Origin of the sequence: Myxacorys almedinensis A, from assembly GCF_010091945.1 — a bacterium.
Lineage (GTDB): Bacteria > Cyanobacteriota > Cyanobacteriia > Leptolyngbyales > Leptolyngbyaceae > Myxacorys > Myxacorys almedinensis.
In genome coordinates, this window is record NZ_WVIE01000009.1 from 101,998 (window position 1) to 128,220 (window position 26,223).

General features: G+C 49.9%; 26 protein-coding genes. 11 read left to right on the forward strand and 15 right to left on the reverse strand.

Annotation, left to right across the window (positions count from 1 at the left end):
- The first annotated feature begins 18 nt into the window (after positions 1 to 18).
- The 3 genes from GS601_RS09730 to GS601_RS09740 all read left to right on the forward strand — a co-directional run bounded on the left by GS601_RS09730 (position 19) and on the right by GS601_RS09740 (position 2,085).
- A complete protein-coding gene (locus GS601_RS09730) occupies positions 19 to 495 on the forward strand; it encodes a DUF4079 domain-containing protein (RefSeq protein WP_162423082.1) in 477 nt (158 codons plus the stop codon).
- Between the two features lie 186 nt (positions 496 to 681).
- A complete protein-coding gene (locus tag GS601_RS09735; RefSeq protein ID WP_162423083.1) occupies positions 682 to 1,401 on the forward strand; it encodes a rhomboid family intramembrane serine protease in 720 nt (239 codons plus the stop codon).
- Positions 1,402 to 1,548: 147 nt separating this feature from the next.
- A complete protein-coding gene (locus tag GS601_RS09740; protein ID WP_202924987.1) occupies positions 1,549 to 2,085 on the forward strand; it encodes a hypothetical protein in 537 nt (178 codons plus the stop codon).
- A gap of 270 nt (positions 2,086 to 2,355) precedes the next feature.
- Here the strand turns inward: GS601_RS09740 and GS601_RS09745 are convergent, their stop codons facing one another.
- Positions 2,356 to 2,541: a YqaE/Pmp3 family membrane protein gene (locus GS601_RS09745; protein WP_162423084.1), complete on the reverse strand. Its 186-nt coding sequence runs from the start codon at positions 2,539 to 2,541 to the stop codon at positions 2,356 to 2,358.
- Positions 2,542 to 2,731: 190 nt separating this feature from the next.
- Between GS601_RS09745 and GS601_RS09750 the strand changes: the two genes are divergently transcribed.
- Positions 2,732 to 3,556 (forward strand): sulfurtransferase, encoded by an 825-nt coding sequence (locus GS601_RS09750; protein ID WP_162423085.1) that lies wholly within the window; start codon positions 2,732 to 2,734, stop codon positions 3,554 to 3,556.
- Here the strand turns inward: GS601_RS09750 and tilS are convergent.
- From tilS to ccsB, 3 genes are read right to left on the reverse strand one after another with little or no spacing between them, the layout of a single operon-like run.
- The gene (tilS, locus tag GS601_RS09755) at positions 3,547 to 4,554 is read right to left on the reverse strand and encodes a tRNA lysidine(34) synthetase TilS (protein WP_162423086.1); all 1,008 of its coding nucleotides are present in this window, start codon (positions 4,552 to 4,554) and stop codon (positions 3,547 to 3,549) included. The two genes, GS601_RS09750 and tilS, sit on opposite strands and share 10 nt — an antisense overlap.
- A gap of 17 nt (positions 4,555 to 4,571) precedes the next feature.
- A complete protein-coding gene (locus GS601_RS09760; protein WP_238393183.1) occupies positions 4,572 to 4,946 on the reverse strand; it encodes a KGK domain-containing protein in 375 nt (124 codons plus the stop codon).
- A gap of 32 nt (positions 4,947 to 4,978) precedes the next feature.
- Positions 4,979 to 5,959 (reverse strand): c-type cytochrome biogenesis protein CcsB, encoded by a 981-nt coding sequence (ccsB, locus tag GS601_RS09765; protein ID WP_162423087.1) that lies wholly within the window; start codon positions 5,957 to 5,959, stop codon positions 4,979 to 4,981.
- A 269-nt stretch (positions 5,960 to 6,228) separates the two neighbouring features.
- Here ccsB and GS601_RS09770 point away from each other — a divergent pair, with 269 nt between their 5' ends.
- A complete protein-coding gene (locus GS601_RS09770) occupies positions 6,229 to 7,257 on the forward strand; it encodes an amidohydrolase family protein (protein WP_162423088.1) in 1,029 nt (342 codons plus the stop codon).
- A gap of 93 nt (positions 7,258 to 7,350) precedes the next feature.
- Here the strand turns inward: GS601_RS09770 and psb27 are convergent, their stop codons facing one another.
- The 3 genes from psb27 to GS601_RS09785 all read right to left on the reverse strand — a co-directional run bounded on the left by psb27 (position 7,351) and on the right by GS601_RS09785 (position 9,884).
- Complete coding sequence (gene psb27 / locus GS601_RS09775) at positions 7,351 to 7,749, reverse strand: photosystem II protein Psb27 (RefSeq protein ID WP_162423089.1); 399 nt, start codon at positions 7,747 to 7,749, stop codon at positions 7,351 to 7,353.
- Positions 7,750 to 8,031: 282 nt separating this feature from the next.
- The gene (locus tag GS601_RS09780; protein ID WP_162423090.1) at positions 8,032 to 9,126 is read right to left on the reverse strand and encodes a hypothetical protein; all 1,095 of its coding nucleotides are present in this window, start codon (positions 9,124 to 9,126) and stop codon (positions 8,032 to 8,034) included.
- Positions 9,127 to 9,314: 188 nt separating this feature from the next.
- Positions 9,315 to 9,884, reverse strand: a complete 570-nt coding sequence (locus GS601_RS09785) for a L,D-transpeptidase (protein WP_162423091.1) — start codon at positions 9,882 to 9,884, stop codon at positions 9,315 to 9,317.
- 178 nt (positions 9,885 to 10,062) lie between these two features.
- Between GS601_RS09785 and GS601_RS09790 the strand changes: the two genes are divergently transcribed.
- Together GS601_RS09790 and GS601_RS09795 are read left to right on the forward strand one after the other, a co-directional pair.
- Positions 10,063 to 10,347: a DUF2470 domain-containing protein gene (locus GS601_RS09790; protein WP_162423092.1), complete on the forward strand. Its 285-nt coding sequence runs from the start codon at positions 10,063 to 10,065 to the stop codon at positions 10,345 to 10,347.
- Positions 10,348 to 10,527: 180 nt separating this feature from the next.
- Positions 10,528 to 11,667 (forward strand): glycosyltransferase family 4 protein, encoded by a 1,140-nt coding sequence (locus GS601_RS09795; RefSeq protein WP_162423093.1) that lies wholly within the window; start codon positions 10,528 to 10,530, stop codon positions 11,665 to 11,667.
- A 105-nt stretch (positions 11,668 to 11,772) separates the two neighbouring features.
- Here the strand turns inward: GS601_RS09795 and GS601_RS09800 are convergent, their stop codons facing one another.
- Complete coding sequence (locus GS601_RS09800) at positions 11,773 to 12,159, reverse strand: nuclear transport factor 2 family protein (protein ID WP_162423094.1); 387 nt, start codon at positions 12,157 to 12,159, stop codon at positions 11,773 to 11,775.
- A 91-nt stretch (positions 12,160 to 12,250) separates the two neighbouring features.
- On the opposite strand from GS601_RS09800, the gene proB reads away from it, so the two are divergent.
- The 3 genes from proB (at position 12,251) to ftsE (ending at position 15,027) form a co-directional block, all read left to right on the forward strand.
- Complete coding sequence (gene proB / locus GS601_RS09805) at positions 12,251 to 13,357, forward strand: glutamate 5-kinase (protein WP_162423095.1); 1,107 nt, start codon at positions 12,251 to 12,253, stop codon at positions 13,355 to 13,357.
- A 10-nt stretch (positions 13,358 to 13,367) separates the two neighbouring features.
- Positions 13,368 to 14,144, forward strand: coding sequence for a WecB/TagA/CpsF family glycosyltransferase (locus tag GS601_RS09810; RefSeq protein ID WP_338017005.1), 777 nt, complete (start codon positions 13,368 to 13,370; stop codon positions 14,142 to 14,144).
- Positions 14,145 to 14,217: 73 nt separating this feature from the next.
- Positions 14,218 to 15,027 carry a cell division ATP-binding protein FtsE gene (gene ftsE / locus GS601_RS09815; protein ID WP_238393184.1) on the forward strand — a complete coding sequence of 270 codons (810 nt, stop codon included), beginning with the start codon at positions 14,218 to 14,220 and terminating at the stop codon, positions 15,025 to 15,027.
- Between the two features lie 32 nt (positions 15,028 to 15,059).
- On the opposite strand, the gene GS601_RS09820 is transcribed toward ftsE, so the two are convergent.
- Complete coding sequence (locus tag GS601_RS09820) at positions 15,060 to 15,260, reverse strand: DUF2949 domain-containing protein (RefSeq protein ID WP_162423096.1); 201 nt, start codon at positions 15,258 to 15,260, stop codon at positions 15,060 to 15,062.
- A gap of 266 nt (positions 15,261 to 15,526) precedes the next feature.
- Here GS601_RS09820 and GS601_RS22875 point away from each other — a divergent pair, with 266 nt between their 5' ends.
- Entirely contained in the window at positions 15,527 to 16,426 is a 900-nt protein-coding gene (locus GS601_RS22875; protein ID WP_202924988.1) for a glycoside hydrolase family 19 protein, read from the forward strand.
- A 167-nt stretch (positions 16,427 to 16,593) separates the two neighbouring features.
- Here the strand turns inward: GS601_RS22875 and GS601_RS09830 are convergent, their stop codons facing one another.
- The 6 genes from GS601_RS09830 to GS601_RS09855 all read right to left on the reverse strand — a co-directional run bounded on the left by GS601_RS09830 (position 16,594) and on the right by GS601_RS09855 (position 26,126).
- On the reverse strand, positions 16,594 to 17,556 hold the full coding sequence (locus tag GS601_RS09830) for an ion channel (RefSeq protein WP_162423097.1): 963 nt from the start codon (positions 17,554 to 17,556) through the stop codon (positions 16,594 to 16,596).
- Between the two features lie 41 nt (positions 17,557 to 17,597).
- Positions 17,598 to 19,223 carry a gamma-glutamyltransferase family protein gene (locus GS601_RS09835; RefSeq protein ID WP_238393185.1) on the reverse strand — a complete coding sequence of 542 codons (1,626 nt, stop codon included), beginning with the start codon at positions 19,221 to 19,223 and terminating at the stop codon, positions 17,598 to 17,600.
- 231 nt (positions 19,224 to 19,454) lie between these two features.
- Complete coding sequence (locus GS601_RS09840) at positions 19,455 to 21,347, reverse strand: serine/threonine-protein kinase (RefSeq protein WP_162423098.1); 1,893 nt, start codon at positions 21,345 to 21,347, stop codon at positions 19,455 to 19,457.
- Positions 21,348 to 21,712: 365 nt separating this feature from the next.
- Positions 21,713 to 23,968 (reverse strand): O-linked N-acetylglucosamine transferase, SPINDLY family protein, encoded by a 2,256-nt coding sequence (locus GS601_RS09845; protein ID WP_162423099.1) that lies wholly within the window; start codon positions 23,966 to 23,968, stop codon positions 21,713 to 21,715.
- A gap of 154 nt (positions 23,969 to 24,122) precedes the next feature.
- Complete coding sequence (locus GS601_RS09850; protein WP_162423100.1) at positions 24,123 to 24,686, reverse strand: type IV pilin-like G/H family protein; 564 nt, start codon at positions 24,684 to 24,686, stop codon at positions 24,123 to 24,125.
- 120 nt (positions 24,687 to 24,806) lie between these two features.
- On the reverse strand, positions 24,807 to 26,126 hold the full coding sequence (locus GS601_RS09855) for a class I SAM-dependent methyltransferase (protein WP_162423101.1): 1,320 nt from the start codon (positions 26,124 to 26,126) through the stop codon (positions 24,807 to 24,809).
- Between the last annotated feature and the right edge of the window lie 97 nt (positions 26,127 to 26,223).

A 26,223-nucleotide genomic window follows, 5' to 3' on the forward strand; every position in this document is an offset into this window, starting at 1 on the left:
TCAGACTAGAGAACACCCATGTCTTTCGAGATCCCCCAGTCTGTCAAAGTTTACAGTCAGTTCGTTCATCCGGTCTTGATGTGGGTGCTGTTGGCGCTCACCCTCTATTCGTTCTATCTAGGCATTCAGTGGCGACGTGCCCGTACTGCTCAAGGAGACGTGAAAAAAGAGCTTCTCAAGGGAAAATTTAACGTCAAACACTATCAAATCGGTTCGGTAGTGCTGGCGCTGATGGTGGTTGGATCGGTTGGGGCGATGGCTTCAACGTACGTCAACAGTGGCAAGCTATTTGTCAATCCTCATTTGCTGATCGGCTTAGGGATGACCGCCATGATTGCCGTCTCAGCCTCCCTATCTCCGTTTATGCAAAAGGGACACGAGTGGGCGCGCTATACCCATATCGGGATCAACATCGCGATTACGGGATTATTTGGCTACCAGGCGTTTTCTGGAATTGGCATCGTGCAAAATATCATCAAGCGCATGGGAACATAGCGATCGCGCCGCTGGCATCCCTCAGTTCTGATGGGGGCGCAGTTTCAGTGCCCCTGACGAATCGAAATGAAGAAACCCTCCAACATTTAAACAGATTTTTGGCTGGAATCTGTCTTCAGATCAACAGACACGATCGCCGTAAATTCGCTATTCTTCCAGCTAAAGGATTATTATGGGGCAAAATTTGTGTTTCCGATCAGCGACGACAATCCGACTCGCATCACACCTTATCTCACCTATGGGTTAATTGCAGTCAATATTGCAGTATTTGTATACGAACTTACCCTAACACCCCCGCAGCTAGAAGAATTCTTCTATACGTGGGCAGTCGTTCCCCAAGAGCTATCTCGCTACTTTAGCGGAGAAAGGCTGGGCTACCAGCCTTTTCCAGAATGGATCACCCTATTCACCTCTCAGTTTTTGCACGGGGGATTTCTTCACGTTGCTGGAAACATGCTGTTTTTGTGGATTTTTGGCAACAACATCGAAGAACGGCTAGGACGCCTGAAGTATCTGGTTTTCTACCTGTCGTGCGGTGCTTTAGCTGCCCTGACACAATGGTATTTCTCAACAAATTCAACTATTCCATCGCTGGGCGCGAGTGGTGCGATCGCCGGGGTCATGGGCGCATACATCCTCCGATTTCCAAAAGCTAGCATTCTTACGCTCATTCCTCTAGGAATTTTGATTCCCATTCGCCTGCCCGCCTATGCTTACTTGGGCATCTGGTTTCTGCAACAGGCGCTTTACGGAATTGCAGGTCTCGGCGTTCCGGCAAACATTGGCATGGAGCGGGGCGGCGTGGCTTACTGGGCCCACGCAGGTGGATTTGTCTTCGGAGCCGTTCTCGGCCCTTTGTTAGGACTCTTTTCAAGAGATAGCGAGGCAGAAAAGCAAATCTACTAAATTCTAATAAATCCAAAAAAACTGGGATAGAGCCTTGCAAGGAGATCCACGAGAGACTGATAATTGAATAAAGAAAGTCTTATCGATTCTGTCTCTCCTGAGGCAGAAAGTTAAGGTGTTTAGCACTCATCCCAGGAGCAGTGATACATGGGCGGTTTAATCAACCTCATCAAAAAACTATTTAGCGGCATCTTGTCCTTTATTGGTGGGCTGCTAGGCGGCAAAAAAAACGGCGGCTATTACATGGAAGCCGACGAGTCTAAGTCTGTGCCGCCTTCGCGCAATGCCGAGGATGAACCAGTTAACGAAAAAGTCGCAGCTATGGCAAACGGCGCAAAAACAGAGCTAACTAATAAAGTAGAAGCTGCTAAGGCATCCGTCTCCGAAGCTGCCTCATCTGCCAAAACATCGGTAGCAAAATCTGCCTCATCGGCTAAAGACTCGATTCAAGCCGCAGGCTCTGAAGCAACCTCTGCTAAAGCAGAACCAGCTAAAAAAGATGCGACTTCGGGCAATGGCTCGCAGCCTGATGCACCTGCCAATGTTGCCCTCAATATGCCTAAGCCAACGGTCAGCTTTGCGACTGAATATCTAACGCCTAAGTCAACTAGTGCTCGTCGTCGCCCCGGTGCGAATATGAGGTCTTTCATTGAAATGGCAAAAACGGTCAAGCCGTCAGGCTAGATCAGCCGCTAGGTTGATGAATCGAAGAACGCATTAGCGAAGCATCTCGATCGCATGATCGAGATGCTTTTCTGCTTTAAGAGCAGAGTCAATATTAGTTCTACGCGCCCTAAACAAGATTCTGAGCAAGTAGAAGCCCGGTATGCTACCCCTCGGTTGAAACTTGAAAAAGTAGTAGTTCAGGGAAAAGTCTTTGAGCCGCTCTTCAAGGAGGTTTAAAGATTTAAAGCAAACTGCGACCTATTAGACCTTAGTAAACACTGTAGCAAATTAGTAAACTTGTTCACGCTGCCGCTCTTCGGTTTTTTGGATCAGCCAAAGTGCGTGAATAATTCCCGGAACCCAGCCTAGAGCAGTCAGGAGAACACTAACAATCAAGCCTGTGCTGATGCCGGTTGTCAGGAATACAGCCAGGGGCGGAAGTAAAATAGCAGACACAAGACGTAAAAATTTCATAGGATCTCTCTAACGGGGTCGTTTTATGCAATCTATTGTAATTGTCGTCAATTCGCGATCGCATTAGCTTCCCTCTTAAGGCAGGATTGAGTTATCTGCCGCTATCATTTTTTAGATTTTTAGACGTAGAAGAGTGCAGAAACTGCGCCCAGTGTGCTTAATATCTGCGATCGCCAGTCCCATAAACCTCATGGCTCATCCGTCTCCCGTCCCTCCTTCACCGATTGTGTCCGCCGCCTGGCTGCGCGAAAACCTTGCTCAGGTCGTTGTGATCGACAGTCGATTTGCATTGATGGAACCCGCTTTAGGACGCCAACAGTACGAAGCAGGACACATTCTAGGAGCTTACTACGCCGATCTCAATCAAGACTTATCGAGTCCTGTTCAACAGCACGGCGGGCGGCATCCCTTACCCGACCTTCAACGGCTCAGCGTCAAACTTTCGGCAATGGGCATTACCGCCTCTACCGTGGTGGTTGCCTACGATGATTCTCGATTTGCGTTTGCGGCTCGATTGTGGTGGCTGCTGCGCTATTTGGGGCACGATCACGCGGCTGTGCTAGATGGCGGATTCAAGGCATGGCAAGCCATCGGCGGCGAAGTCAGCTTGGATAATCCTAAAGAAAAGAGCGGAAATTTTAATCCAACGCCTCGCCAAGACTGGGTTGTAGACATTGACACTGTGAATGCCAAAAAAGATTTGCCTGCGGTGGCGCTGATCGATTCTCGCGAACCAGACCGCTACCGTGGCGACCGAGAACCGATTGATCCGATCGCGGGTCATATTCCGGGGGCGCTCAATTATCCGTGGCACGACGTGACAACAGAGCAGGGATACGTGATCTCAGAGGCGCAATTGCGCGATCGCTGGTCAGGCTTGGTGACGCAAGACCTCCTGGTGTATTGCGGTTCGGGGGTAACGGCGTGCGTCAATTTGCTGTCTCTGGCAGCGATCGGCTTAGAAGGCAAGCTCTACGCCGGAAGTTGGAGCGACTGGTGTTCTTATCACGAGTGAGGCGATCGAGGGAGGTCGTTGATCCAAATCCAATCGCCATCCACCTCTGCGATCGCACGCTTCAAAAACGGATCAGTCCGCGTCCGATTTGGGGCAGAAATTAACGACACAACCTTTTCAACCTGTGCAAAATTTGGGCTGAACTGGAGAGTTTGCTGCAAAAATTGGCGCACTGCTCGGCGCTGAAGCGCTAGGGAGGCTTGACCTAAAATCCGCCGATTCAAGCCGATTGCCTCAAGCGAGCGATCGCCCATCGCCTGTTCTCGCAGCGCAGCAGCTTGCTGTTCTAAATGCTCTACATCCGCGCTCAAAAGTTCCATGGTGTGAGCCAGATGGCGTTCCGTCTGCGGATTAAAGTGCGTCTCTAAATACGGCAACACCTCGTGCCGAATGCGGTTTCGCGCATATCGGAGATCTTGATTGGTCGCATCGTCCCAGACAGGTAGCTCCGCCGCTTGGCAAAATTTTCCCGTTTCTGTGCGAGTCGTTTCTAGCAACGGACGAACAAGACCCAGCGTTGAACCCAGCAGACGCTTCCAGCCTAAGGCTTGCAACCCATCGGCTCCGCTACCACGAATCAGGTTGAACAACAGTGTTTCAGCCCGATCGCTCGCGGTGTGCCCAGTGGCGATCGCGCTATATCCCTCCGCCTGCGCGATCGCGCTCAACACGTCATAGCGCCACACTCTCGCCTCCGCTTCGCTCTTAGGAATTGACTCCGCCACCTCTCGGTATATCGGTAGATTCCAAGCGATCGCCAGGGCTGCAACATGGTCGGCAGTGGCTTGAGAGTCAGGACGCCAGCGATGATCACAGTGCGCGATCGCTAGCTTCCAATTCCACTTCGGTTGCAAATCCACTAAAATCCGCGCCAGACAGAGCGAATCTTGCCCTCCAGATACAGCAATCAAGATCGCTTGATGCGGAGCAAACAGCGCACGCTGACGAATGGTTTGGTGCAACCGATCATGGAGCGCTGTCCAGAGGGAACGGCTCATAGAGGGGCAAGATTCGGTTAGTAATCGCTATCGTCAGAATAAATGTCGTCGATCGGGCGGGGGCGCAATTTGTCAAGCGGTTCGGGAGAGCGAGCAGAAGAGCGCTCTGGCAAAGTTCCAGGTGACTTGAGGGGCATAAATTCGAGGCGAATGCGGACTCTGCCGCGCTGCCAGCCTCCAGAGGTAAAGCGCAATGCCTCGCAGGGCAGCCCATCGCCAAACCAGGCTTCATTTTCTTCCGTCCAGTCGCCTTGGCGATCGCTGACTGCCTGCGCCAACTGATCTAAAAATTCGCTGACCTTAAATGTCGGATTCGACATCAAGACCCGACCGCGATCGGCAAATAGCACTTCATCATCGCTCAAAGGCGCAAATCCATTATTCAGGGTCATAGTTCGTTCTTAATCTCGTTCTGATGTGTGCATTATAGAAACCAACCGTAGCTATGGAGTCCTTTGCCGAGAAGATTTACGCCCAAATAGCAGATCCAAACGACGACAAACCCAGCCGCCGCCAGCATCGCCGGACGCCGACCTTGCCATCCTTTGGTAATGCGGGAGTGGAGATAAGCCGCAAACACCAGCCAGGTAATCATCGCCCAAGTTTCTTTCGGGTCCCAACTCCAGTACGAACCCCAGGCTTCGTTTGCCCACACTGCCCCAGCAATAATGCCAATGGTGAGCAGCGGAAATCCTAGCCCAATCACTCGGTAGCTAATGTTGTCTAACGTGTCAGCCAGACTCAAGCGCTGCGGAGAAAGCGTCATCTCGGAAGTAGCGACCGGATTGAGAACTGCCGTACCGCCTCCTTGAGTTGGGGCGTCTACAGGGTCTGCCCGATGGAGTTGATACGATCGCTCTCGATAGCTGCCCGTCCCCACCGAACTGCCCCGCAACTCAACGTTTTGACCCCGAGTGACAACCAAGAACGCGATCGCGAGCAGCGCCCCCACCATCAACGTTGCATAGCTCAACATCATGACGCTAACATGCATCATCAGCCAGTTTGACTTCAGCGCAGGCACTAGCGGAGCCGACGCCTGCATCGGGTCGGGCAAGGTCAGCGCGGCAAACGCCGTAATGGCCATCGCCACCGGAGCCGTCACCACGCCTACCAAACGACTGCCGCTCATGTTCTCAGCCACCAGATGCATGGTGGTGATGCCCCAGACTAAAAAGAAGAGGGATTCGTACAAGTTGCTGAGGGGGAAATAACCCGCTTCTAGCCACCGTGCGCCTAACAAAACGGCGGTAGATAGGTTTGCGATCGCCATGCCTGATGTTCCAATCCCTGCCAGATAAGAGGCTTGCGGAAAGGCGGCTCCCACCCAATACACCAGCATAGTGACGAGCAAAACCGCAAATGAAAGGTTGTCTAATATGCCTTGAAGTGCGACCAAATCCATGTCGTGTCTTTTCCCGTTTGCAATCAGAAGAACTTAGCGTCTGCTTTCCATGTGCTTTCCATTGTAAAGGAGCGGGGAAAGCCCTGAAAAATCACCTCCGTCAACGCAATGGCAATCGAACATTCAGGGAACAGATTCGACCTTCTACACAAGATCTAGTCTTTTACAAATTCTTTGATCTTTCTTTACGATTGGTAGTCATCAATGCCAGACATTTCTAGGTATAGACGCCACAATAGAAAGAATTATCAGAATCAGCAGAGGTGCTTGTGGCTTTATACGCAGAATTACATCGTCATCTCGGTGGGTCAGTTGTGCCGCGAGTGTTGTGGCGCTATCTTCAACGCAACGAATCAGACCTGATCGATCGCTTCACCCACTATCCCGAATTTGAGGATTTTTACACCCGTCCTCGCAATACCTTAGATGAATACCTAGAACTTCATACCCTGGTAGAGGGCGTACAAACGGCGGATGCCCTGCCTTACTTCATTTACCGGCTGATGCGGGGGGCTTACATTTTCGAGAATCTGGCGTATCTAGAGTTGCGCTACACACCCTTTTTGAGAACAGATCCGACCTTAACGCAGTCAGAGCGGATCGATCAGATGGCTCAGATTGTTGACATCGTGGGCAAGGCGAGCCAGTTAAAAGAGTATCCCATCGTCAGCAGCCAAATTTTGTGTATGCATTCGCGCTTGCCCTACGAGGTGAATCGCGCCCTAGTTGACTTGGCGGCGCAATCGCGAGACTATGTTTGCGGCATCGACTTGGCAGGAGGGGATGCCCATTATGCCGAGCGGTTAGATGAGTTTGTCGAACTGTATGCCTATGCGCGATCGCTCGACCTCAACACCACGGGTCATCTCTACGAAACTACCGATGGGCACTACCCAGATCTGCTGCCCTATCTCATGCGGATCGGACATGGCATTCAGATTCCGTTGCACCATCCACACTTGCTTAAAGAAGTCGCTCGGCGGCAGCAGTGCCTCGAAGTCTGCCCTACCACCTATCTAAAAACCGGGACGTTGCAAGACATTCGGCAATTAAAGCAAGTCTTCAATTTGTGCTTTGAGGCAGGAGTTGATATTGCCATCTGTACTGACAACGCTGGGCTAAACGATGTCCGGCTACCGTTTGAGTATGAAACGCTGCTAACTCAAGATGTGATTGGTTTTGAAGAATTGCAAGCCTGCCAAGATGCCGCTTTCCGCCATGCCTTTGCGTGGAGATATGCCCAGCGCCCCGCATCACTCCTCAACCGCATCTTGATGACCGATGCCACCGCGAGCTAGCAGTCTCAAGAAGGCTCTAGACTTGATGATCATTGAGCATCTGCCTCACGTAAGCCCGATGCTCAGGATCTAGAGGTTGTAACGCAGGTAAGGTTAGGTTCCCCGCTTGAGCGAGATGGCAACTTGCTCAAATTCCTGATTCACCCGGTCTTTGAGCTTTTGAGGAATCGGACGATTGGGGTAAGAACTATAGTGCCCAGCTAGAGAATTGAGCGCTGTCCGCATTGTTGTGTAAGAACTGAGTTTAGTGAGATTTGTATTTTGGCGATAGCGAGAGGCAAAATCGTTGATCAACTGACGAGCATTATCTTGAGCCGGGATGCGCGCAGGGTCAGCATCAGGAACGTCGATCGCAGATTTCAAAATGCTGATCACCGATAGCGTATCTTCCTTATAATTACCCGTCAGACCGTTGGGAGAAGCAGAGCACCCTACAAGAGCGATCGCGGCGACCAAGACTAAAGCCAGCAAGCGAGACAAATAGCGCTTCATAAGCTTTTAGAGGTGAGTGAATAACAGTGACAGTTTTTTAATCCTACCGTGATTGGGAACAGCACGATCACGTCGGAGTCACCGCAAGTTTGCCACAACGTCTACGGTGAGATAGTCTGCCCAGGGTTAGAACCCAACTTACCTTCGTTCGCTTGAAGATAGAACACGGCGATGCGATCGCAGAAATGACTAAGAGCAACCGATGTATTCGTTGCATCCGCGATCGCAACCTGTGGCTATCTACATCTCAACCATTCTCCATGCTATGCAATTTGACTCAACCTACCAGAGCGCACGAACGCCTTCAGAATCGTCGGTCTCAGTCTGAGGAGCCGTTGCAGGGCTTGTCGTATCATCCGGGAACGTTGAGCCGGGAGTGGTCGTTGAATCATCCGGGAACGTCGAACCCGGTGTAGTGGTCGAATCCGGTGTAGTGGTCGAATCCGGTGTAGTGGTCGAATCCGGGGTGGCGGGAAACGTTGAACCCGGTGTGGTAGTCGAACCTGGAGTTGTGGTTGAATCCGGGGTGGCAGGGAACGTTGAACCCGGTGTGGTAGTCGAATCCGGAGTAGCGGGGAACGTTGAACCCGGTGTAGTGGTCGAACCTGGAGTTGTGGTCGAATCTGGGGTGGTCGGAACGGTACTACCAGGTGTAGTCGTGCTGGGCGCAGTCGGCACAACCACATCGCGTGTAGTCGTACCTTGGGAATCTTGCGTCGCAGGTGTAGAACCAGCAGGGCTGACCTGGCTAGTCGATTCATCAGGCTGAGACATCATATTGTTGTCTGAGCTAGAACCAGACCCACTTGTGCCACTGGGGTTAAGCGGTGAAGTGGTTGTGCCTCCGGTGCTACCGGGTGCGAGAGGAGACCCAGGTGCTGTCGTGGTATCTGCTGCCGAGCCGCTCGGAGCCGACAGGCTGCCGGGAGATGACCCATCAGGCGTTGCTGCATTGGGCATCGCGGGGCTACTAGGCGTAGCGCTGCTAGGCGACACACTGGGAGACAAGGTGCTGTCTGGCGAAGCGGCGCTACCGGAAGACAATGCCCGGTTATAAGGAGCTTCGTTGAAAATGCTGGGATTAGGATTTACCTTTGCCAAGGAAGGAGTTGAGTTGCGGGGCATCATTTCCCCAGCACCACTCGTCGGAGCCGACATCATGCCGGGCGTGGTTTGGTCTGGTGTCGCTTGAGCAAGGCTTTTGTTATAAGGGGCTTCGTTGAAAATACTGGGTCTAGGATTAAGGGGCGAGGTTTGCGCTAATGCAGGGAGCGCCAAAAAAGAACCCACGCCAGCAATTCCCAAAGAGCCAGCTAATTTTGTAATGCCTTTGATGGTGCACAGAGTGCCAAACAGACCTTTCTTTGTTCCGTTCATTCGGTATCTCCTTGATTTGATGATCCACATGCCCGACTGGTAAGTGCAGGCGACAGGCTGAGATCGAGGCTCATGGTTAGCGAGAATCCGGGTTTGAACTTTCACCACGCTTTGCAGTGTAAAGATTCGCGATCGCAAGCCTCTCCCCCAATAGTCTGATTTCTCAAATCCTAAAAAGACATAGGTCTCTAATCACGGACAGTAACTTCTGTGCCGAGTGGAATTTTGGCAAACAATTCAGAAATGTCTTGGTTATACATCCGGATGCAGCCATGAGATGCTGCCGTACCAACCGATTTGGGAGTTGGCGTTCCGTGAAAACCAATCCAATTTCTGCCATCTGTCCAAAAACCAAGCCAATAGTTCCCTAACGGATTCTCTGGGTCGCCCCCTTTCACCTTTTCCCCCGTCATCGGATGAATCCACGCTGGGTTCTGAATGCGCTGCTGAACTTTATAGGTTCCTTTCGGCGTCTCCCAGCCAGGGCGACCAACCGCGATCGGATAGCTTTTTAGGGTAGTGTTGCCTTGATAGAGCGTAACGCGCCGTTGGCTGAGTTGGATCTCTAATCGTAAGGGCAGGGACACCGACTTTGTAGCGGTTTGAAGCTTAGGAGCCGCTTGAGCAACCGCCGAGCGAGGAGCGGTGAGACCGCCAGTGAGCACGGGAGGTGAAAGCTCTGAAAGAAACGCGACACAAGCTCCGAGAGGAAGCACAGCGACAAGCAGCTTAGCTTGCCGAACGGCTAATTTCAGCATTCAGGTATGACGAAAACTACATCCACGAAACAACCAGATCACGGAACACAATTTCATCTGTCTAAGGCAATAAACCGCATAGGAATAAAGGCATAGAGAATCTTTTACCCAAGATTGATGATTTGCCCTTTGCACCGGTTTGTTATGATCCATATTTAGGAAATAAGGAGATCCAACGATGTCGGATGAGGTATTTACTCAAGCGATCAGCGATCGTATCTGCAATCACATGAATAAAGATCATGCGGAGGCGGTGTTGGTCTATGCAAAAGTTTTTGGCAAAGCAGATAAGGCAAGTGCGGCTGAGATGGTAGCGATCGATGCTGAGGGCATGGATCTTGCAGCCCAAGTTAACGGACAAGCAGTTCCGCTGAGAGTGCCGTTTGATCATGTGCTGCGAGATGCGAAAGATGCTCATGTAACTCTAGTCGAGATGTTAAAGCAGGTGCCCCAAGCTTCGTAACCAGGGATTAGGAGTTTTGGGCGGTGCTAAGTTCAAGTCGCCAAGCTCAAGTCACCCAACTCAAGTCATTGTGGTATCTGTTCACTGGGCATCTGTGCGATCGCAGGTCAAAAAGGGAATCCAAACGTTAGTAGAACCCCATGAATAAGGCGATGGGGCATACTTTATTCGGCTTCTTTGATGACCTTCCAAAAGTTTAGTATGACCGCTCAATTGCCCTCGCATGTGTTTGTTTTTCTAGAAATCTTTTCGCGGGAGGGCGGCATTCAGTCCTATGTCAAAGATATTTTGAATGCCTATTCCGCTTTGCCCGTGCGCGGAGATGTGTTTTTGCTACGAGACGGCGCAGAGGTTGAGAACCCGTTAGAGCCGTGTCCAACGCTAACGTTTCATTACTTTAAGTCGGCATCTGCAATGCTGGGACGGGCAAAACTGGCGATCGCGCTCTTGGTTCATCTGCTCAAGCACCGCCCTAAGCGCGTGTTTTGCGGACACATTCTGCTTGCGCCGCTAGTCCAAACCTTATGTAAACCTTTAGGCATCCCTTACACTGTCTTGACGTACGGCAAAGAAGTGTGGGAACCGCTGTCTCCGACTAAGCAAGCTGCCCTGCAAAACGCCGAGCAAATTTGGACAATTAGCCGCTATTCGCGAGATCGCGCCTGCGCTTCTAACCATCTTGATCCGCATCGCTTTGAGTTTCTGTTCTGTGCAGTAGACGGAACAGTGTTTGCCCCCCAAACCAAATCGCCTCAACTAATCGAAACCTATGGGCTATCAGAGTCTAAAGTGTTAATGACAGTAGCGCGCTTGTGGTCAGGCGATCCGTACAAAGGGGTGGATGTCACGATTCGAGCGTTGCCTGCGATCGCACAGAGCGTGCCCAATGTGAAATATTTGGTGATTGGGCGAGGTGATGATCAACCCCGACTAGCCCAATTGGCAGAAGCGTTGGGAGTGGGCGATCGCGTGGTGTTTGCCGGGTTTGTGGCAACCGAAGATTTGCCGCAGCATTACTGCTTAGCGGATGCTTACGTGATGCCGTCTCAAGAAGGGTTTGGCATTGTCTACCTCGAAGCGATGGCGTGCGGGGTGCCGGTGCTGTCGGGGGATGCAGACGGGTCTGCCGATCCGTTGCAAGATGGTGAGTTGGGATGGCGCGTTCCTCATCGCGATCCGGCGGCAGTGGCGGTGGCCTGTATCGAGATGCTGCGATCGCAAGATCAACGCTGCGAAGGGGCATGGTTGCGCCAACGGTGTTTGAAGTTGTTTGATAAAGCTGCGATCGCTCAAACCCTTCGTGAATTATTAAATTATTAATTAATGAAGTTAATCAAGTAGATTGATCATTACATTTGGTGTAAATTTCATGACCTCATTTTAATTCATCGATCCCTTAGTTAGCCAATCTTGATCAGCCAATCATCAATCGATCAACGGGCTGCCATGGTGATGCACCAAATACCACCGTGTTGCCATTCGTTCAAACACATTCGTTGACAGCGATCGCGCCTGAAACTTTTTGCGCCCCACCACTTGCAATACCGTTTCGATTAACACCACATACGCCAAATCACCGTTTACTTCTGTTGTAATAATTTCCGTTTCGATTTCGATGTAGTTTGTGTTACGAAAAATAGTTTGCCAGGAATCATGAATCTGTTCCCACCCGCACAATGCTTTTCGTCCAGGATGAATGCACAGACTGCCCAGCCCTTTTGACCAAACCTGCTGCATCGCTTCTAAGTTTTTTCTCTCGAACGCTCGATAAAAAGCATCATTAACCGCCAAAACAGCTTGATCTTCACGCATGATGGGTTTGAGGGAGACAAGTCCACGACATATCATTCTATTTTCAGGCATGATGGTTAACGCAACCTTCGTTAGGTGATATTGGCGGGTGATGGCTCAAACGCTGGTCATAAAAATTGGTACGTCTAGCCTGACTCAATCGGATTCGGGGCAGTTGGCTCTTTCCACGATCGCATCGCTGATCGAAGTGCTGTGCACTTTGCGGCACCATGGACATCGCGTGATTCTCGTGTCGTCTGGGGCGGTTGGGGTGGGCTGTGCGCGATTGGGCTTAACCGAGCGACCCAAAGCGATCGCGCTTAAACAAGCGATCGCTGCCGTGGGTCAAGGGCGGTTGATGCGAATCTATGACGACCTCTTTACAGCCATGCAACAGCCGATCGCCCAAGTTCTGCTCACCCGGGGTGACCTGGTAGAACGAAGCCGTTATGTCAATGCCTATCAAACGTTTCAAGCCTTGTTGCAGTTGGGCGTTGTGCCGATTGTCAATGAAAATGATACGGTGGCAGTTGAAGAACTCAAGTTTGGCGACAATGATACGCTGTCGGCGCTGGTGGCGGGTCTGGTCGATGCAGATTGGCTCTTTTTGCTCACCGATGTGGATCGCTTATATTCTGCCGATCCCCGCCGCAATCCTGATGCTGAACCGATCATCCGAGTCCAGCGCATCGAAGAACTAGCCAGCGTGAACACCGGAACGTCAGGCACGGCTTGGGGTACGGGAGGCATGATTACTAAGATTTCGGCAGCCCGAATTGCCACGGATGCAGGCGTGAGAACGGTGATTACCCAAGGACGATCGCCCCAGAATCTACTCAAAATTCTTGCTGGAGAGTCGATCGGCACTCAGTTTGAGCCACAGCCGCGCCCAATCAATGCCCGTCAGCGCTGGATTGCTCACGGCTTGATTCCCACTGGGACGCTCATTTTAGACGACGGAGCCGTGAACGCTATTCGCCAATTAGGGCGCTCTCTCTTAGCGGCAGGCATTATCCACACAGAAGGAGAATTTGACAGCCAGGATGCGGTGAGGCTGTGCGATCGCACTGGGCAAGAAATCGCCAGAGGCTTAGTCAATTACACCAGCGCCGAACTGCAAAAAATTCAAGGGCGACGTTCAGAAGACATTCCCAACATTTTGGGATATGCTGGCGCGGAAACTGTTGTACATCGAGATAATCTGGTTTTGAACTCGTGAGTGTTGTCCCGTGACGTATCCAACTTCATCAGACTCAAGTCCTTCTTTTGTATTGGGTTTGCCGGTTCATTTGTTGAACGACTATCCCAGTTGGTTAGCCCATCGCATCCAGCAACGGCTTGGCTGCCATGTCATTACCCTCAATGCCGAAATGACAATGCAGGCAGAACACAGCCCAACATTGGCCCAAATGATTCACACTGCCGAACTGGTGATTCCGGATGGAGCCGGAATTGTGCTATACCTCAAGCTGCACGGACGGCATGTCGATCGCTGCCCTGGCATTGAGCTTTCGGCAGAGTTGTTGATGCGATCGCACCAGTTTACCCCGCCCTGGTCAATTTTCTTTTTTGGCGGTGCGCCCGGAGTGGCGGAAAAAGCGGCTGAGGTTTGGAAACAGAAGGCACCCGGAATCGCGATCGTAGGCGTGCAAAACGGCTATCTCACCCCTGACGACCAACCCGCTTTCCTGGAACGGCTCAAGGTCTTGCAGCCTCAACTGATCTACGTAGGCTTGGGCGTTCCTCGACAGGAACTTTGGATCGCTCAGCATCGTTACATGTGCCCCAACTCGGTTTGGATTGGCGTAGGCGGCAGCTTTGATGTCTGGGCAGGAACAAAAGCCCGCGCCCCAAAATGGTTTTGTGACAACCATTTAGAGTGGGTTTACCGCCTCTATCAAGAGCCATGGCGCTGGCGGCGCATGTCTGCCCTGCCCAAATTTGCGTGGCGATCGCTAGTCTATCGCTTCACAAAACGCAACCCGGTCAGTATCCGTAAATCTTGAGAAGCCTGCCAGGTAGGGGGCAACATCCCTCAGTAAGTCCCCAGACGTTTGCGAGAAAAGTTTGGTGTAAAAGATGAACAACCGCGAGTTTCCGGTTCCTCTAGGGTGTTTTATCTCTAGCTTTTCATCGCTACCCTTTTTCTACCTCACCATGACTCACGTTCTAACCCATCCCCCCGTAGCTCCTCTCCAACCCCCCTCTGCCGAGCAACCTAAACGGGCTGAGAGCATTATTCAACTGCGGCAGGTCAGCAAAGTGTATGCCAATGGCAGCCATGCTCTAGTCAACATTAATCTGGATATCAAAAAAGGCGATTTTCTGTTCATCACAGGACCCTCTGGGTCAGGAAAATCGACCTTGCTGAAAATGCTTTATGGCGATGAGCATCCCTCCAATGGCGACATCATCGTTCACAAAGAATGTCCCCATCAATTGCGAGGCAACCAACTTTCCATGCTGCGTCGGCGTATTGGCATTGTGTTTCAAGACTACAAGCTAATTCCCCGCCGCACCGTGGCAGAAAACATCTCGGTTGTGCTGTGGGCACAGAGCTACACTCGTCAAGAAATTGAGCGGCGTTTGCAGCCTGCTCTGAAGATGGTGGGCTTAACCGATAAAGCCGATCGCTTCCCTGAAGAGCTATCGGGTGGAGAACAGCAGCGGGTTAGCATCGCCCGTGCGATCGTAGCAACTCCCCCCATCTTGCTAGCCGATGAACCGACCGGCAACCTCGATCCTGATAATTCTTGGCAAGTGATCAAAATCTTAAAGAAACTCAATCAGCTTGGCATCACAGTCGTTGTCACAACCCACGATGAAAACCTGATTCGCCTGTCTGACCATCCGGTAGTGCAGATCCGCAACGGCAAGCTGTACCGCTAGAGCACCAAGCGCTGAAGGTGTACTGAATGAGTTTATGCCTGCTCCATCCAATCGAAAATCTGATCGAGTTGAGCGATCGTAATCAGCCCGTACTGCCAAAGAATCATGGGTAGATGGGGCAACTGAGCGCTACTAGAATCGCCATGCCGCACAGCCAGGTCGATCGCTGAAGTCGGTAGCGCCAATTCTTCTTTCAGAAACTTAATAAAAGCCCGCCGTTTTTTGGTTTCCATTTTAAGATTTGCCCTGTTATATGAGAGATGCTAAAAGATTTGTTTAAACCTTGTAACAGATTCTCATAGATTGAGTATCTTCCAAAAGGTTTAGATCCTTTAAACCAAGCGTGCGATGCCTCGGCTGAACCCTCTAAACTTACTCCTCTTCATCCCTTCTACGGGAAATTACGGTTTATTCTAACTCACGAATTTTGAAATCGTGTGATCAATCTCGATTCTGCTAGGGCACATTAGGGGAAAATGCCTATAGACAGGGACGGACTATGCCATCTACCCAACAACTCATCATCTGGCGCAAACAAGCGGCTCATCGGTTGCATCACAGTGTTACAGAATTTACAGGAGACACCCTTCAGCCTGCCGATTTTCAAGCCGATGCCCTGCTGCGACAGTTGAGCAATTTGCCTACCCGACCGAGCGATCGCGACCCATTCAAGGGCAGTTTTCCCAATTCGTCTATTAGTGTCGGACGGGTCAAAACCGCAAATCGCATCAAGCAATTGGTCATGAATATTAAGGGCGATACCTTCCAACCCCAAGATGGCTGGGTAGATGATGCCCTGCGATCGCTGCTAAACCTTCCACCTAGAGCGGCAAATCAGCCCTACGCTGATATGTTTCCACCCACAGCGCTGCCAGCAATTACGGTCGAGCAGTTGATGAAGATGGCTCCCTACGCTTCTTCAGAACGCATCAAACGCTTGTATCCCCATCTCATCCTAACGATGGCAGAATACGATATTACAACTCCTCTGCGAGAAACTCATTTTCTGTCGCAGTTAATTCACGAGTCTGGTTCTTTCCATTACGTGGAAGAAATTGATGCGGGTGACTACCTCGAAGGTCGAACGGATATTGGCAACACGGAACCAGGGGATGGTCGTCGTTATAAAGGAAGAGGATTGATCCAGATCACGGGTAGAACAAACTACGATGCTTGTGGACAAGATCTTGGGGTCGATTTATTAAACAATCCTGCTCTTTTGACAAACGACGATTTAGCCTGTCTGAGTGCAGGTTGGTTTTGGCAGAAAAACAATTTAAATCAGTTTGCAGATGCTGATGATGTTGAAATGGTGACTCGCACGATCAACGGTGGCTTAAACGGATTTGCAGAGCGGCAAAGCTATTTAGCGATCGCAAAGGAAGTGCTCTACGCTTAAAGAACGCTCAAAACGGAGCCGGTGCTAAATAGCGGCATGGATCGTTCAATTCGCCCTCATCCCTAAGGCTGGGGTGGGGGTCTTCAGTTCAGTTTAATAACGCCTACCTGCTTACTACTCCTTCCAATTGCTTATACGCACAACAGTTTTTACAACACTAAAGCGCTTTAGAATTCAATCTCAAAAGTGTCATGAAATCTAGTAAAATCTATTGCTCTTTTGCTATCTAAGGTATCGACAAAGATATCCCTAAACCGATGATTCCATAAAACTTCTCTAATGATGTAAGAGTAACGAGCATGAATCGTTTGAGCAACAGTTTCGTCAATCCCCATAAGCGACACTACAATCTCAGTGTTGTCTCGCGATAATTCATCCGATGTCATGCCATACAGGGGGCTGTCTGCATCAATGGGATGCATCGCCGTCCAGGTGAGACTAAACACCGGCGTATGCTCGCGGCTCAGCTTCAGATCATAGAAACGCCGCATGGTATACCCTTCCTCGGTAACTTCATCTCGCACTAGAGAAAGCCACAACCGAGCTTCTAAAATCTGATTACCGCGCCGATTGGCAGTCCGAAACATAAGCGTTGGCACACCATTGTAAGGCGCAATGACTGCCACGCGGCTAAACAATACTCTCGCTGTTGGGCGAGCTAATCGCGCAAAGGTTAATCCCGTTACTACCGCAACCCCCAGCAACCCCAGCATCGCTTCAACAGAGACCACAACATTGGCATAGAAATTACTCGGTGCGATCGCACCATAGCCAATCGTTGCCATCGTTTGCACACTAAAAAAGAAAGCATCCCAAAACGAACCGGGTTGAGCATTTGTCAAGTTGTTGCCGCCGATCAGGTAAACGATCGCAAAACAGCCATTCGTCCCAACATACATAAGAACCGTCAGCACAAAAAACCACACCCATGGAATCGTCAGCATCAGATAATACAGATCCTGCCAGGGTGACTGCCGCATTCCAACTTGAAGAATGTTAGGGCGTCCTTGAGCATTTAGGGTACGCTTTGCAGAGCCAGACACCCGGCGAGCAGAATCACCTTGACCTTGAGATTCTTGGCGAGAAAATTCACTTTCTGGGTGCGCCGATCGATTGCGAAATCTGCTCATGGTGGTGCGATCGCTAGGGTTGATGGAAATTTTAGCTTTTTCTACCGGGCTAAGGCAATTCCATCAGCACGCGGTTCTGAAGCAGCAATCAGCGTTTCTCCTGAGCGTACAATAATCTGTCCGCGACCAAAGGCACTCGGTTCGGCGGTCAGTTGAATATGATGAGCGCGATCGCTCAGTCCCGTTGCGATCGTGGGCACAAGAGGTGGCTCTAACAGCACCCGATTTTTTTCCATCCATTGCCAGCGCGGAGCATCCAACGCCGCTTGCGGATTCATGCCATAATCCACCAAATTTACAACGACTTGCAGATGTCCTTGGGGTTGCATCGCTCCGCCCATGACGCCAAAAGCACCGATCGGCTGATGCTTGTAACTAAGAAATCCTGGAATAATCGTGTGGTATGGGCGTTTGCCTGCCGCAACTTGGTTTGGATGCCCCGCTTGGGTTGAAAACCCTGCCCCGCGATTGTGCAAAGCAATTCCGGTCTCAGGAACTAAAATTCCGCTGCCAAAGCCATCATAATTAGACTGAATAAACGACACCATCAACTCAGGATCAGCCGCCGCAAGATAAACGGTTCCCCCTGTTGCCATGCCAGAGGTTGGAAATGGAATAGCGGTATGGTCGATCAAAGCGCGACGTTTTGCCGCATAGGCTTTGCTTAACAATGCCTCAGGCGTTACGTCCATAAAACGTGGATCGCTGACATGGCGACGCACATCTCCGTAAGCTAACTTCATCGCCTCAATCTGCACATGATAACTCTCGATCGAGTCGCGCGGATATTGCGATAGCTCAAATCCTTCTAAAATATTTAACGCCATCAGTGCGGCAATGCCTTGAGTGTTGGGCGGAAGTTCCCAAACCGTGACGCCGCGATAGGTCGTTGAAATCGGTTCAACCCATTCTGCCTGATGGGTTGCAAAATCTTCGGGGGTAAAGTATCCGCCCGTAGCGGTGGCAAAATGCGCGATCGCAACCGCCAAGTCTCCCTGGTAGAAGGCATCTCCTTCGCTCTCGGCGATCGCCCTCAAGGTTTTAGCATGATTGGGACTCCGCCAGATTTCCCCTGCGCGAGGCGATCGCCCACCTGCAAAAAATACCTCTTGAAACGGCGAAAACGCATCGCCAGCCAGCGATAGAAAGATTCGTTCTGCCCGTTTCCAGGCTCTAGCTACCTCTGGAGACACCGGGAATCCTTGTTCTGCATAGCGCAGTGCCGGTTCAAACAATTGCACAAATGGCAGCGTTCCCCAGCGTTTCCAGAGGCTCTGCCATGCCGAAACCGCGCCCGGAACCGTCGGAGTCAGCCATCCTGTGTGGGGCATCTGTGGTAGATTTGCAAACGGCTCTAGGGGAAGCTGATGCGGACTTTTTCCTGACCCATTTAGCCCATGCATCTGACCATCCCACACCAGCGCAAACGCATCAGAACCAATGCCGTTTGAGGTCGGTTCCACAACAGTTAGAGCAATTGCCATTGCGATCGCGGCATCCACCGCATTTCCTCCCGCCCACAGCATCTCCATGCCTGCCAGCGTTGCCAGAGGTTGACTTGTGACGACGGCTCCCTGCGCGCCCATCACAACGCGACGATGAGACCCATAGGGATACTGAGTCAGCGTGTCAGACATCAAAGCGCGCTCTAGCGGGTGAGATTTCAAAACAAGCTCCTTACCCCTAAGTGCTTAAAGGTGGTGTTTAGAAATATCTAAGCCATACCACGCTGAAGAAATCCTAGCAATCCCCAACTCACGTTCATTCGCTCTATGCAGCCAGTTTGCCATAGTTTCCCGAACTGACGTGTGATGATGGGTCATCTCTAAACCTTGCCTACCTTGGCTTTCGTTAGTTCTTGAGGTTGACCACTTGCCTGCGTTTGTTGACAACGGGCGCTAATTTACCTCAAATGACAGCGCAAAGTTTTCCGTCTTGGGAGACGACACCTCAATCACGTAGTCCCCTTCCATGGGCAGCCGTCCTTGCCAGTCACGAGAATTTGTTGAGCTTCCGCCAATTCGCCGACCATTAGGCGCGATCGCACTCAGGCTAATATCTCCTTTCAACACCCGAACTGCCATCACTTGCCGAGTCTTTGCTGGAACCAAGTAACGACGAATTCGATTTGCCCGGCTCTCTCCGGTGACGGCAGTAGAAGTTTTACCCCGTGCAAACTTTACCAGTTGAGTATCAGAGTATGGAGAGCTAGAAATTGGCGTAATCGCGACATCCATAGAATAGGCACCTGACCCATTCACCTCAATGATGTACTCCTCATTGGCGGGCAACTGTCCCGTCCAACTGTGGCTCCGGTAAGCCGAGCTATCGATCGCTTGCCCGTTAGCACGCAGCAAATTCATTTCTACGCCTGCGCCGCCTAGCGTCACGGTCATAATTTGCCCTTGAGCCGCCTCAATGTAGTAGGGCTGCATGTTTTTATCTTGCAAATTTCCTTGCTGCACCGAAGAAATTTCGCCTGGTTCAAATTCTATTTTCTTGGGCTGACCATTGCTCACCAATCCCGCGCTACGCAAATCGTCTTTTCCGGGTTCTACTTTGATGGCTTGAGTACTACTGCCAAGCGGCGATGTCACCTTAAACAGGTGCGCTCCAATTCCCGTTGTGATCAGCAGACTCGCTGCGATCGCGATGTAAGATCCTGACGGCTGTGCAACTCCGGGTGGACGTTCTCTCTTTTTAGCTAATTTTTGAGAGGTGGCTGGCTTAATCATGGTTTGTGGTGTGTCTGAAAATCCACTGTTGTGATGATTGAAACCGTGATGATTGGAACCCATAAACAGTTTCGTTTTAATTGTGGTGATGACCTGCGAATCGCTACTGTCTCTTGCCGCAGGTGCAATATCTTGTTCAACAGAGGGAGGCATCATGGGGCTGAGCAGCGTTGGCTTCACTCCACCTTCAATCAGGGGTTGGAGGTCTGCCCAAACATCCTGCGCCGATTGGTAGCGATCGCCCGGATGCAGCGCTAGCATTTTCTGTAACACCGTGGCTAGCCCGTCGCTCATTTGGGCGTAAGGTTGCCACTGCCAAGCTAGAGTCTGGCTATCGAGCAAGCTTTGTGGCTCCCGACCTGTCAGCAGCACTAAGCAAGATGCTCCTAGCGCATAAATGTCACTGTGGGGCGAGACATTTCCTGTTTGCAACTGCTCTGGCGGAGCATAGCCAACCTTTCCCACACGGGTAATGGTCGAAACAATAGGCCAATGACTTGCTGCTTCTTTGACGGCTCCAAAGTCGATCAAAACAGGCAACCGGGCGTTTGAAATCTCTGCTCCACCAATTTCGTAGGAGTCGCTAGAAATCTGAAGAATAATATTGTCGGGCGAAATATCTCGATGAATAATGTCGAGGGTGTGTAGGTAGCTCAACACGGGCAAAAGGTGATTGAGCAGGTATAAAATTTCTGCCTCCGAAAATGCTTGCCCTCGCTGTTTCCGACCTTGCAGCAAGGCTCGGTAGGTTTGTCCTTTCACAAAATCCTGCACTAAGAAAAGCCGTTGTTCATGCTCAAAAGCGGCCCAAAACCGAGGAATTTGAGGGTGTTGAACTTGGTGAAGGGTGCTTGCTTCCCGATGAAATAGTGTCTTCGCTTTATCGATCAGGGCGTCATCTTGGTAAGGAACGGTGAATTCCTTCAATACGCATGGCTCATCAAACCGCTCTTGATCGATCGCCAGATAGGTTCGACCAAAACCACCTTGTCCTAAGATTTGTTTGATCAGATAGCGCTGTCTGAGGAGGGTTCCTGTCGAAATTGAAGTCGCCATTTCGGGTTGCCTAGCTTCGGAGAACAGTAGTCAATCACTATACAAGTCATGTATTGATTGTTACTTAGTTTTGCGGTTTAACCCTATGGGGCTTGACCCCCTAAACGCAAAATGGTAATTGCCTAGAACTCTTGTGATGTAAGTCTTCTAGAGCAGGTGATATCGATCACACCCATCTCGTTCTGCTTGTGATAGCAACAGACTTACGAACCTAAATTTAAGTACTTTCTAAGTAAATATTCTGGGTCGGGCGTTCCATGACCACCTGAAAAGTTTCTCTTTTTCTGCCGTTCAACCGCGATCGTTCCCAAACCCATGACGCAGCACCCCAAGACCCCATGTGAATGAACTGAGAACGGTTGTCTTTAGTCTAATTGCATTCCCATGCCACTATGAGATCGCTGATAAATCTCCCACATTTGCTGATAGGCGGCTTCCATGTCGCGGGTGAATTGCTTGGCATTCCAGAGCGGGGCAGTTTGGCGCGATCGCAGCAAGTCCCAGTGAATTTTCTGCCGCAATGCTGCATCAGTGCCCAATCGCACGCCCCATTCAATATATTCTGCATCGCTCCAAGCAATACCTTCAGTAATGCCAGCGTTAATCATCATGGTGTAGCTGTTGCGGGCAGCAAATTGTTCTCCGACACGGGTCACAAGTGGGATGCCCATCCACAGTGTTTCGAGGGTGGTGGTTGCGCCGTTGTAGGGGAAGGTGTCGAGAACAACATCTGCGATCGCTAGATTCGCTCGGTGTGCTGATTCTGTCGGAGCATCAGGAAGAAAGCGAAGTCGATCTCTTGCTACATCTGCTTTGTCAGCAATTTCAAAGAAGAACTTCTGAATCGAGTCTTCATCTGCAAAACCTTTGATCAAGAAGTAACTGTTAGGCACTTCTTTAATAATTTGCATTTGTAATTTTGCTGTGTCTCGGTGGCGTTTACACCCTCGCTGAGCGCTGAGAAAGGTAATAGCATCCGCTGGAATGTTTAACTGATCTCGGCGGAGCGTGGGAACGCCAATTTCAAATCCATCGACAGCAATGTAGGTTTGAGGAAGTCGCCAGATCTTTTCAGAGTAGTAGGTTTGAGCATTTTTGGGCAACACGTACGGATCAGCTATGAAATAGTCAACGGCGGGCAATCCGGATGCATCCCATCCTAGCCAGGTGAGTTGAATGGGTGCGGGTTTGAGGGACAAGATTTCGCACGTTAGATCTAGGGTGACACTATCAAGATCTACGAGAATGTCTATCTCGTTTTGATAGATTTTTTCAGCTAAATCTAAGCTGTTGTTGGCGATATCAACGCCCATAACACAATGCTGCTCCATCTGATTGATATACCACTGCTGGAGTGGATCATTTAGGCGCTCATTGTAGAAATAACCGTTGATTTGGAAGCGATCGCGATCGTGATGCTGAATTAACCATCGCGCTAACCAACCTACGGAATGGCTGCCCATGCAGTGAGAAAGATAGCCAATTTTGAGCCGTTTTGTTGGTGGCTGACTATGAGATGTTTTTGCTCGTTGGTAGCGATCGCACTGACTCGCCGCCCGAAGCCGAATGTTGTCTTGACAAAGTTTACCGATTTGGTTTTGAAACGCTCGGTGTTTCTCGGCGTTGTCAGAGAAGTAGGGTAGGTAATAGCAAGAGTTGAAAAGTCGATCGGTGTGGACAATGTTTAAGTCTGTCGGCTGGTCGGCAAGCAATTTTATTAGAAGAGTTTCGTGATGTTGCAAGGCACTGATGGCTTCTTGCCAATGTCCTCCAGTATTGAGCAACCCACGCAGTAGCAGGTGGCTAGAAAACGCTTTTTCTGACCAATCATCCACAGAATTTAACCGCGATCGCGCGATCGCAATTCCTTTTTCATACTCTCGCGCACTTTGGTAAAACAGCGCTAAATGTCCTGAAATCTCGACGTTATTTGCATCTAAACGTAAGTATAGTTCTGATAACTGTGCGGCTATGTTAGGTTGCCTCATGGTGTAAGCAATTTGAATAGCAGCAGGCAGCAGAACCGCCATTAGTGCAGAGGGAGTTTGAATATAGGGCAAACATGCTTCTGTGAAATCGATGACGATGGGATGAGGCGCGATCGCGGCTAAAGTACTTTTTAAAACTCGAAGTAATAACCTCTCATCAATGCTGTAGGTTTGATTTTCTTGAAGACGCGAAATAATTTGCAAGTCGTCTAACTCTTCTGCTGTTAGTTTCTCTAGCCGAATCGAGAGTGCAACTAAATGCAGCGCATTTTCAAGATGGTATGGGTTGATTTCTCGAATGTGTTGGCAAATCACCCAAGCCATTGAATCGTTTTCTAGGGCTTCTAGCCGATTTGCTTCTGTTTGCAATACCTGGATCAGTTCATCTGTCCATTGTTCAATTTGTGTTTCTTCGCCTTCCGACATGGCAAATAGCCACATTGTTTGCGCGTCTGCTTCTTGACCGTGGAGTAACAGTGCTAAACCTAAATACCAATAGTAAGATCTAACTTCTGGCTCTGCTTCAATGGCTTGTTCATAGAGACTAATCGCTACTTCGTAATGTTGATCTACCAGGGCTTGATAAGCGGGCACATGCTGAGAAGTGATTGGGGTGATGGATTCCGTAGGCATACCAGTAACCGCAGAACGAGAGGGCTAATTGTGTATTATTTATAACTTCAGAAATGAAGATTAAAAAAATAAAGTGGATAGACTGCTCTACCCACTTTGTTCATTCAAACTTACTTAATTTGGTTAAGCTACAGCAAAATTACTTTTTGATTCTTTACTTGATTGCTGTGAAACCAGCAGTACAAGCAGGAGCCGCGGTAGCATTGAAGGTAAGCGAACCAACAACAGCATCAGCACCGCCACCAGATTTTGCAGCATCAGCCTCACATAGAGAAGCTAGCGTCGTTGCTTCACTTGTTGCTGCAATGTTTCCAACGGAAACACCACCTGCATAAGTCTTAAGGGGAGCGGTTGCAACTACCGTATTGGCAAGGTTCGCAACAGCGGGGGGAGCAGCGCCACCATCTGCTGTCGTGTATTTGTAGTTAGCAGTTTCGGTTGCAACGCCCAAACCCAACTTGCCAAAGTCAGTTGCTGCACTTACAAATGCATTTTTTTCTAGATAAAATGCTTGCTGAGCGCGGTTCATCGAACCAATGTAGGTTTTTGATTCAGATTGCTTTGCTTTGTTGGCTTGGTTCAAAAACGAAGGCAGAGCAATAGCCGACAAAATACCGATGATGATGATAACAACCAACAATTCAATCAGGGTAAAACCACTGTCTTTCTTTTTGCGGTTGAGGTGTTGTAGAAACTTTGCAGTGAGTTCAGATTTCATTGAAATTTCTCCTTAAAGGTGCGGTGTGTTGAACTTCTAACGCCTGCATATAACTTGCCCACAGCAATTGCTTTTCATATCACTTGGCTGGAAAGATTTTCCTGACTTAGAGAGAAGCGCTCAGGCAGAGCATTCGAGCAAGATATAGCCCAAGGTTTCGAGTTGGAGTAAGAGTTGCTTAACCATCTCAAAGCTGTCTTTCTGATCCGTTGTTTCCAAAGTTATGGGGTTAAGCGGTCTAAGTTGTTGCCATCGCTCTACTAAATCAGGCATTCTTTGAGGAGCATTTAGGAGCGGCAGAAGACAAGCCGCGAGCAAGCTATCAATTGTTATGGGACGATCCGTGAGGTTGAGATGCTGGCTGATCTCAAACATTTTTAACTCAGTGACACAGGCAATCAAATCTTGTTTAAACGCATCAGTGATCAGTTGGGGATGCAAATGAACTAAGGACTTTCTCCAGTGTTGATCTGTCCATTCGCTGACTGGCGTGTAATTATGGGCTGCACTCGGATGACCACACCAGACATCTAAAAGCCGATGGATCGGGTGCAAAAGCTCGAACAAATGCAATTGTTCTTCATAAGATTTGTCTGCTAAGCCCATGATGATGGTGATTGGCAACTCATCAATATCCCGGAAGAGACTGAGCAAATCCCAAGTGCGCCAATCTGACATATTGATGAACTCTAACCCTGCTTCCCTGAGTGCCTTGAAGAATTCGGGTAACGTCCACCCTCTATCACCTTGCAGTAAATGATTCACCAACAGCCGTTCATCATCTGTCTCAAAAATCGCACGCCACGTTGTGGACTTGATAAACACATGATCCTTCAAGTTACCCATGGTCTGGCGCACAAGCTCTACATCCGATTCGCAAGAAGCGCCTTCCATTAACCCGACTAATTTGAAGAATTTTTGCGATCGCAAATAGACATCTCGTTGTAGCGAACTGTGAAAGTTAGTCCGCAAGATGCCATCTGGTTTCAAAACAGCCTGCATAGCTTTTAGCCCTGCGATCGGGTCGGGCAGCAAATAAAGAACTTCATCGTTATTGATGTAATCAAACTCTATGCCTAAGCTGGGCAGTTCTTCTAAGGGCATCGCATGAAATTCCACGTTTTCAACCTTGTGAAATTTCAACCGTTGACGGGCAAGCTTGACTGATTCTTCTGACAGGTCAATCCCTACAATTTTTGCTCCCGGATTTGCAGCCGCCAACTCTAATGATTTGTAACCCGTACCGCAGCCCGCATCTAAAATTACGCGATTTTTTGGGCTGATGACCTTACGATTTCTGTGATAGTAGGCAGTAACAAGGCTGTGAATATATAAGCGATTGGGATCGGTCGGAAAGGACTCTAGCGGAATTCTAGGATATGGGGTGTTATCAAACTGTTGCCGCAACTTCTCCAGCAAATCAGAGGCTTGAATGCTCATCGGGGGATCTCCTAAGCAAGGGGCTGTATAAAAACTGCTCCTAATATGCCCACTTTGAGATCAAGTGATTCAAGCCCGCTACGGTGTTGTTTGAGAT

Coding starts and splice junctions, on each gene's coding strand:
- GS601_RS09845 (WP_162423099.1), bottom strand. CDS start 23,968: ATGCCTACGGAATCCATCACCCCAATCACTTCTCAGCATGTGCCCGCT.
- GS601_RS22875 (WP_202924988.1), top strand. CDS start 15,527: ATGCCATCTACCCAACAACTCATCATCTGGCGCAAACAAGCGGCTCAT.
- GS601_RS09760 (WP_238393183.1), bottom strand. CDS start 4,946: ATGACCCTGAATAATGGATTTGCGCCTTTGAGCGATGATGAAGTGCTA.
- GS601_RS09780 (WP_162423090.1), bottom strand. CDS start 9,126: ATGAACGGAACAAAGAAAGGTCTGTTTGGCACTCTGTGCACCATCAAA.
- ccsB (WP_162423087.1), bottom strand. CDS start 5,959: ATGGATTTGGTCGCACTTCAAGGCATATTAGACAACCTTTCATTTGCG.
- GS601_RS09820 (WP_162423096.1), bottom strand. CDS start 15,260: ATGGAAACCAAAAAACGGCGGGCTTTTATTAAGTTTCTGAAAGAAGAA.
- ftsE (WP_238393184.1), top strand. CDS start 14,218: ATGAACAACCGCGAGTTTCCGGTTCCTCTAGGGTGTTTTATCTCTAGC.
- GS601_RS09855 (WP_162423101.1), bottom strand. CDS start 26,126: ATGAGCATTCAAGCCTCTGATTTGCTGGAGAAGTTGCGGCAACAGTTT.
- tilS (WP_162423086.1), bottom strand. CDS start 4,554: ATGAGCCGTTCCCTCTGGACAGCGCTCCATGATCGGTTGCACCAAACC.
- GS601_RS09800 (WP_162423094.1), bottom strand. CDS start 12,159: ATGCGTGAAGATCAAGCTGTTTTGGCGGTTAATGATGCTTTTTATCGA.
- psb27 (WP_162423089.1), bottom strand. CDS start 7,749: ATGAAGCGCTATTTGTCTCGCTTGCTGGCTTTAGTCTTGGTCGCCGCG.
- GS601_RS09850 (WP_162423100.1), bottom strand. CDS start 24,686: ATGAAATCTGAACTCACTGCAAAGTTTCTACAACACCTCAACCGCAAA.
- GS601_RS09745 (WP_162423084.1), bottom strand. CDS start 2,541: ATGAAATTTTTACGTCTTGTGTCTGCTATTTTACTTCCGCCCCTGGCT.
- GS601_RS09730 (WP_162423082.1), top strand. CDS start 19: ATGTCTTTCGAGATCCCCCAGTCTGTCAAAGTTTACAGTCAGTTCGTT.
- GS601_RS09790 (WP_162423092.1), top strand. CDS start 10,063: ATGTCGGATGAGGTATTTACTCAAGCGATCAGCGATCGTATCTGCAAT.
- GS601_RS09830 (WP_162423097.1), bottom strand. CDS start 17,556: ATGAGCAGATTTCGCAATCGATCGGCGCACCCAGAAAGTGAATTTTCT.
- proB (WP_162423095.1), top strand. CDS start 12,251: ATGGCTCAAACGCTGGTCATAAAAATTGGTACGTCTAGCCTGACTCAA.
- GS601_RS09840 (WP_162423098.1), bottom strand. CDS start 21,347: ATGGCGACTTCAATTTCGACAGGAACCCTCCTCAGACAGCGCTATCTG.
- GS601_RS09740 (WP_202924987.1), top strand. CDS start 1,549: ATGGGCGGTTTAATCAACCTCATCAAAAAACTATTTAGCGGCATCTTG.
- GS601_RS09750 (WP_162423085.1), top strand. CDS start 2,732: ATGGCTCATCCGTCTCCCGTCCCTCCTTCACCGATTGTGTCCGCCGCC.
- GS601_RS09785 (WP_162423091.1), bottom strand. CDS start 9,884: ATGCTGAAATTAGCCGTTCGGCAAGCTAAGCTGCTTGTCGCTGTGCTT.
- GS601_RS09795 (WP_162423093.1), top strand. CDS start 10,528: ATGACCTTCCAAAAGTTTAGTATGACCGCTCAATTGCCCTCGCATGTG.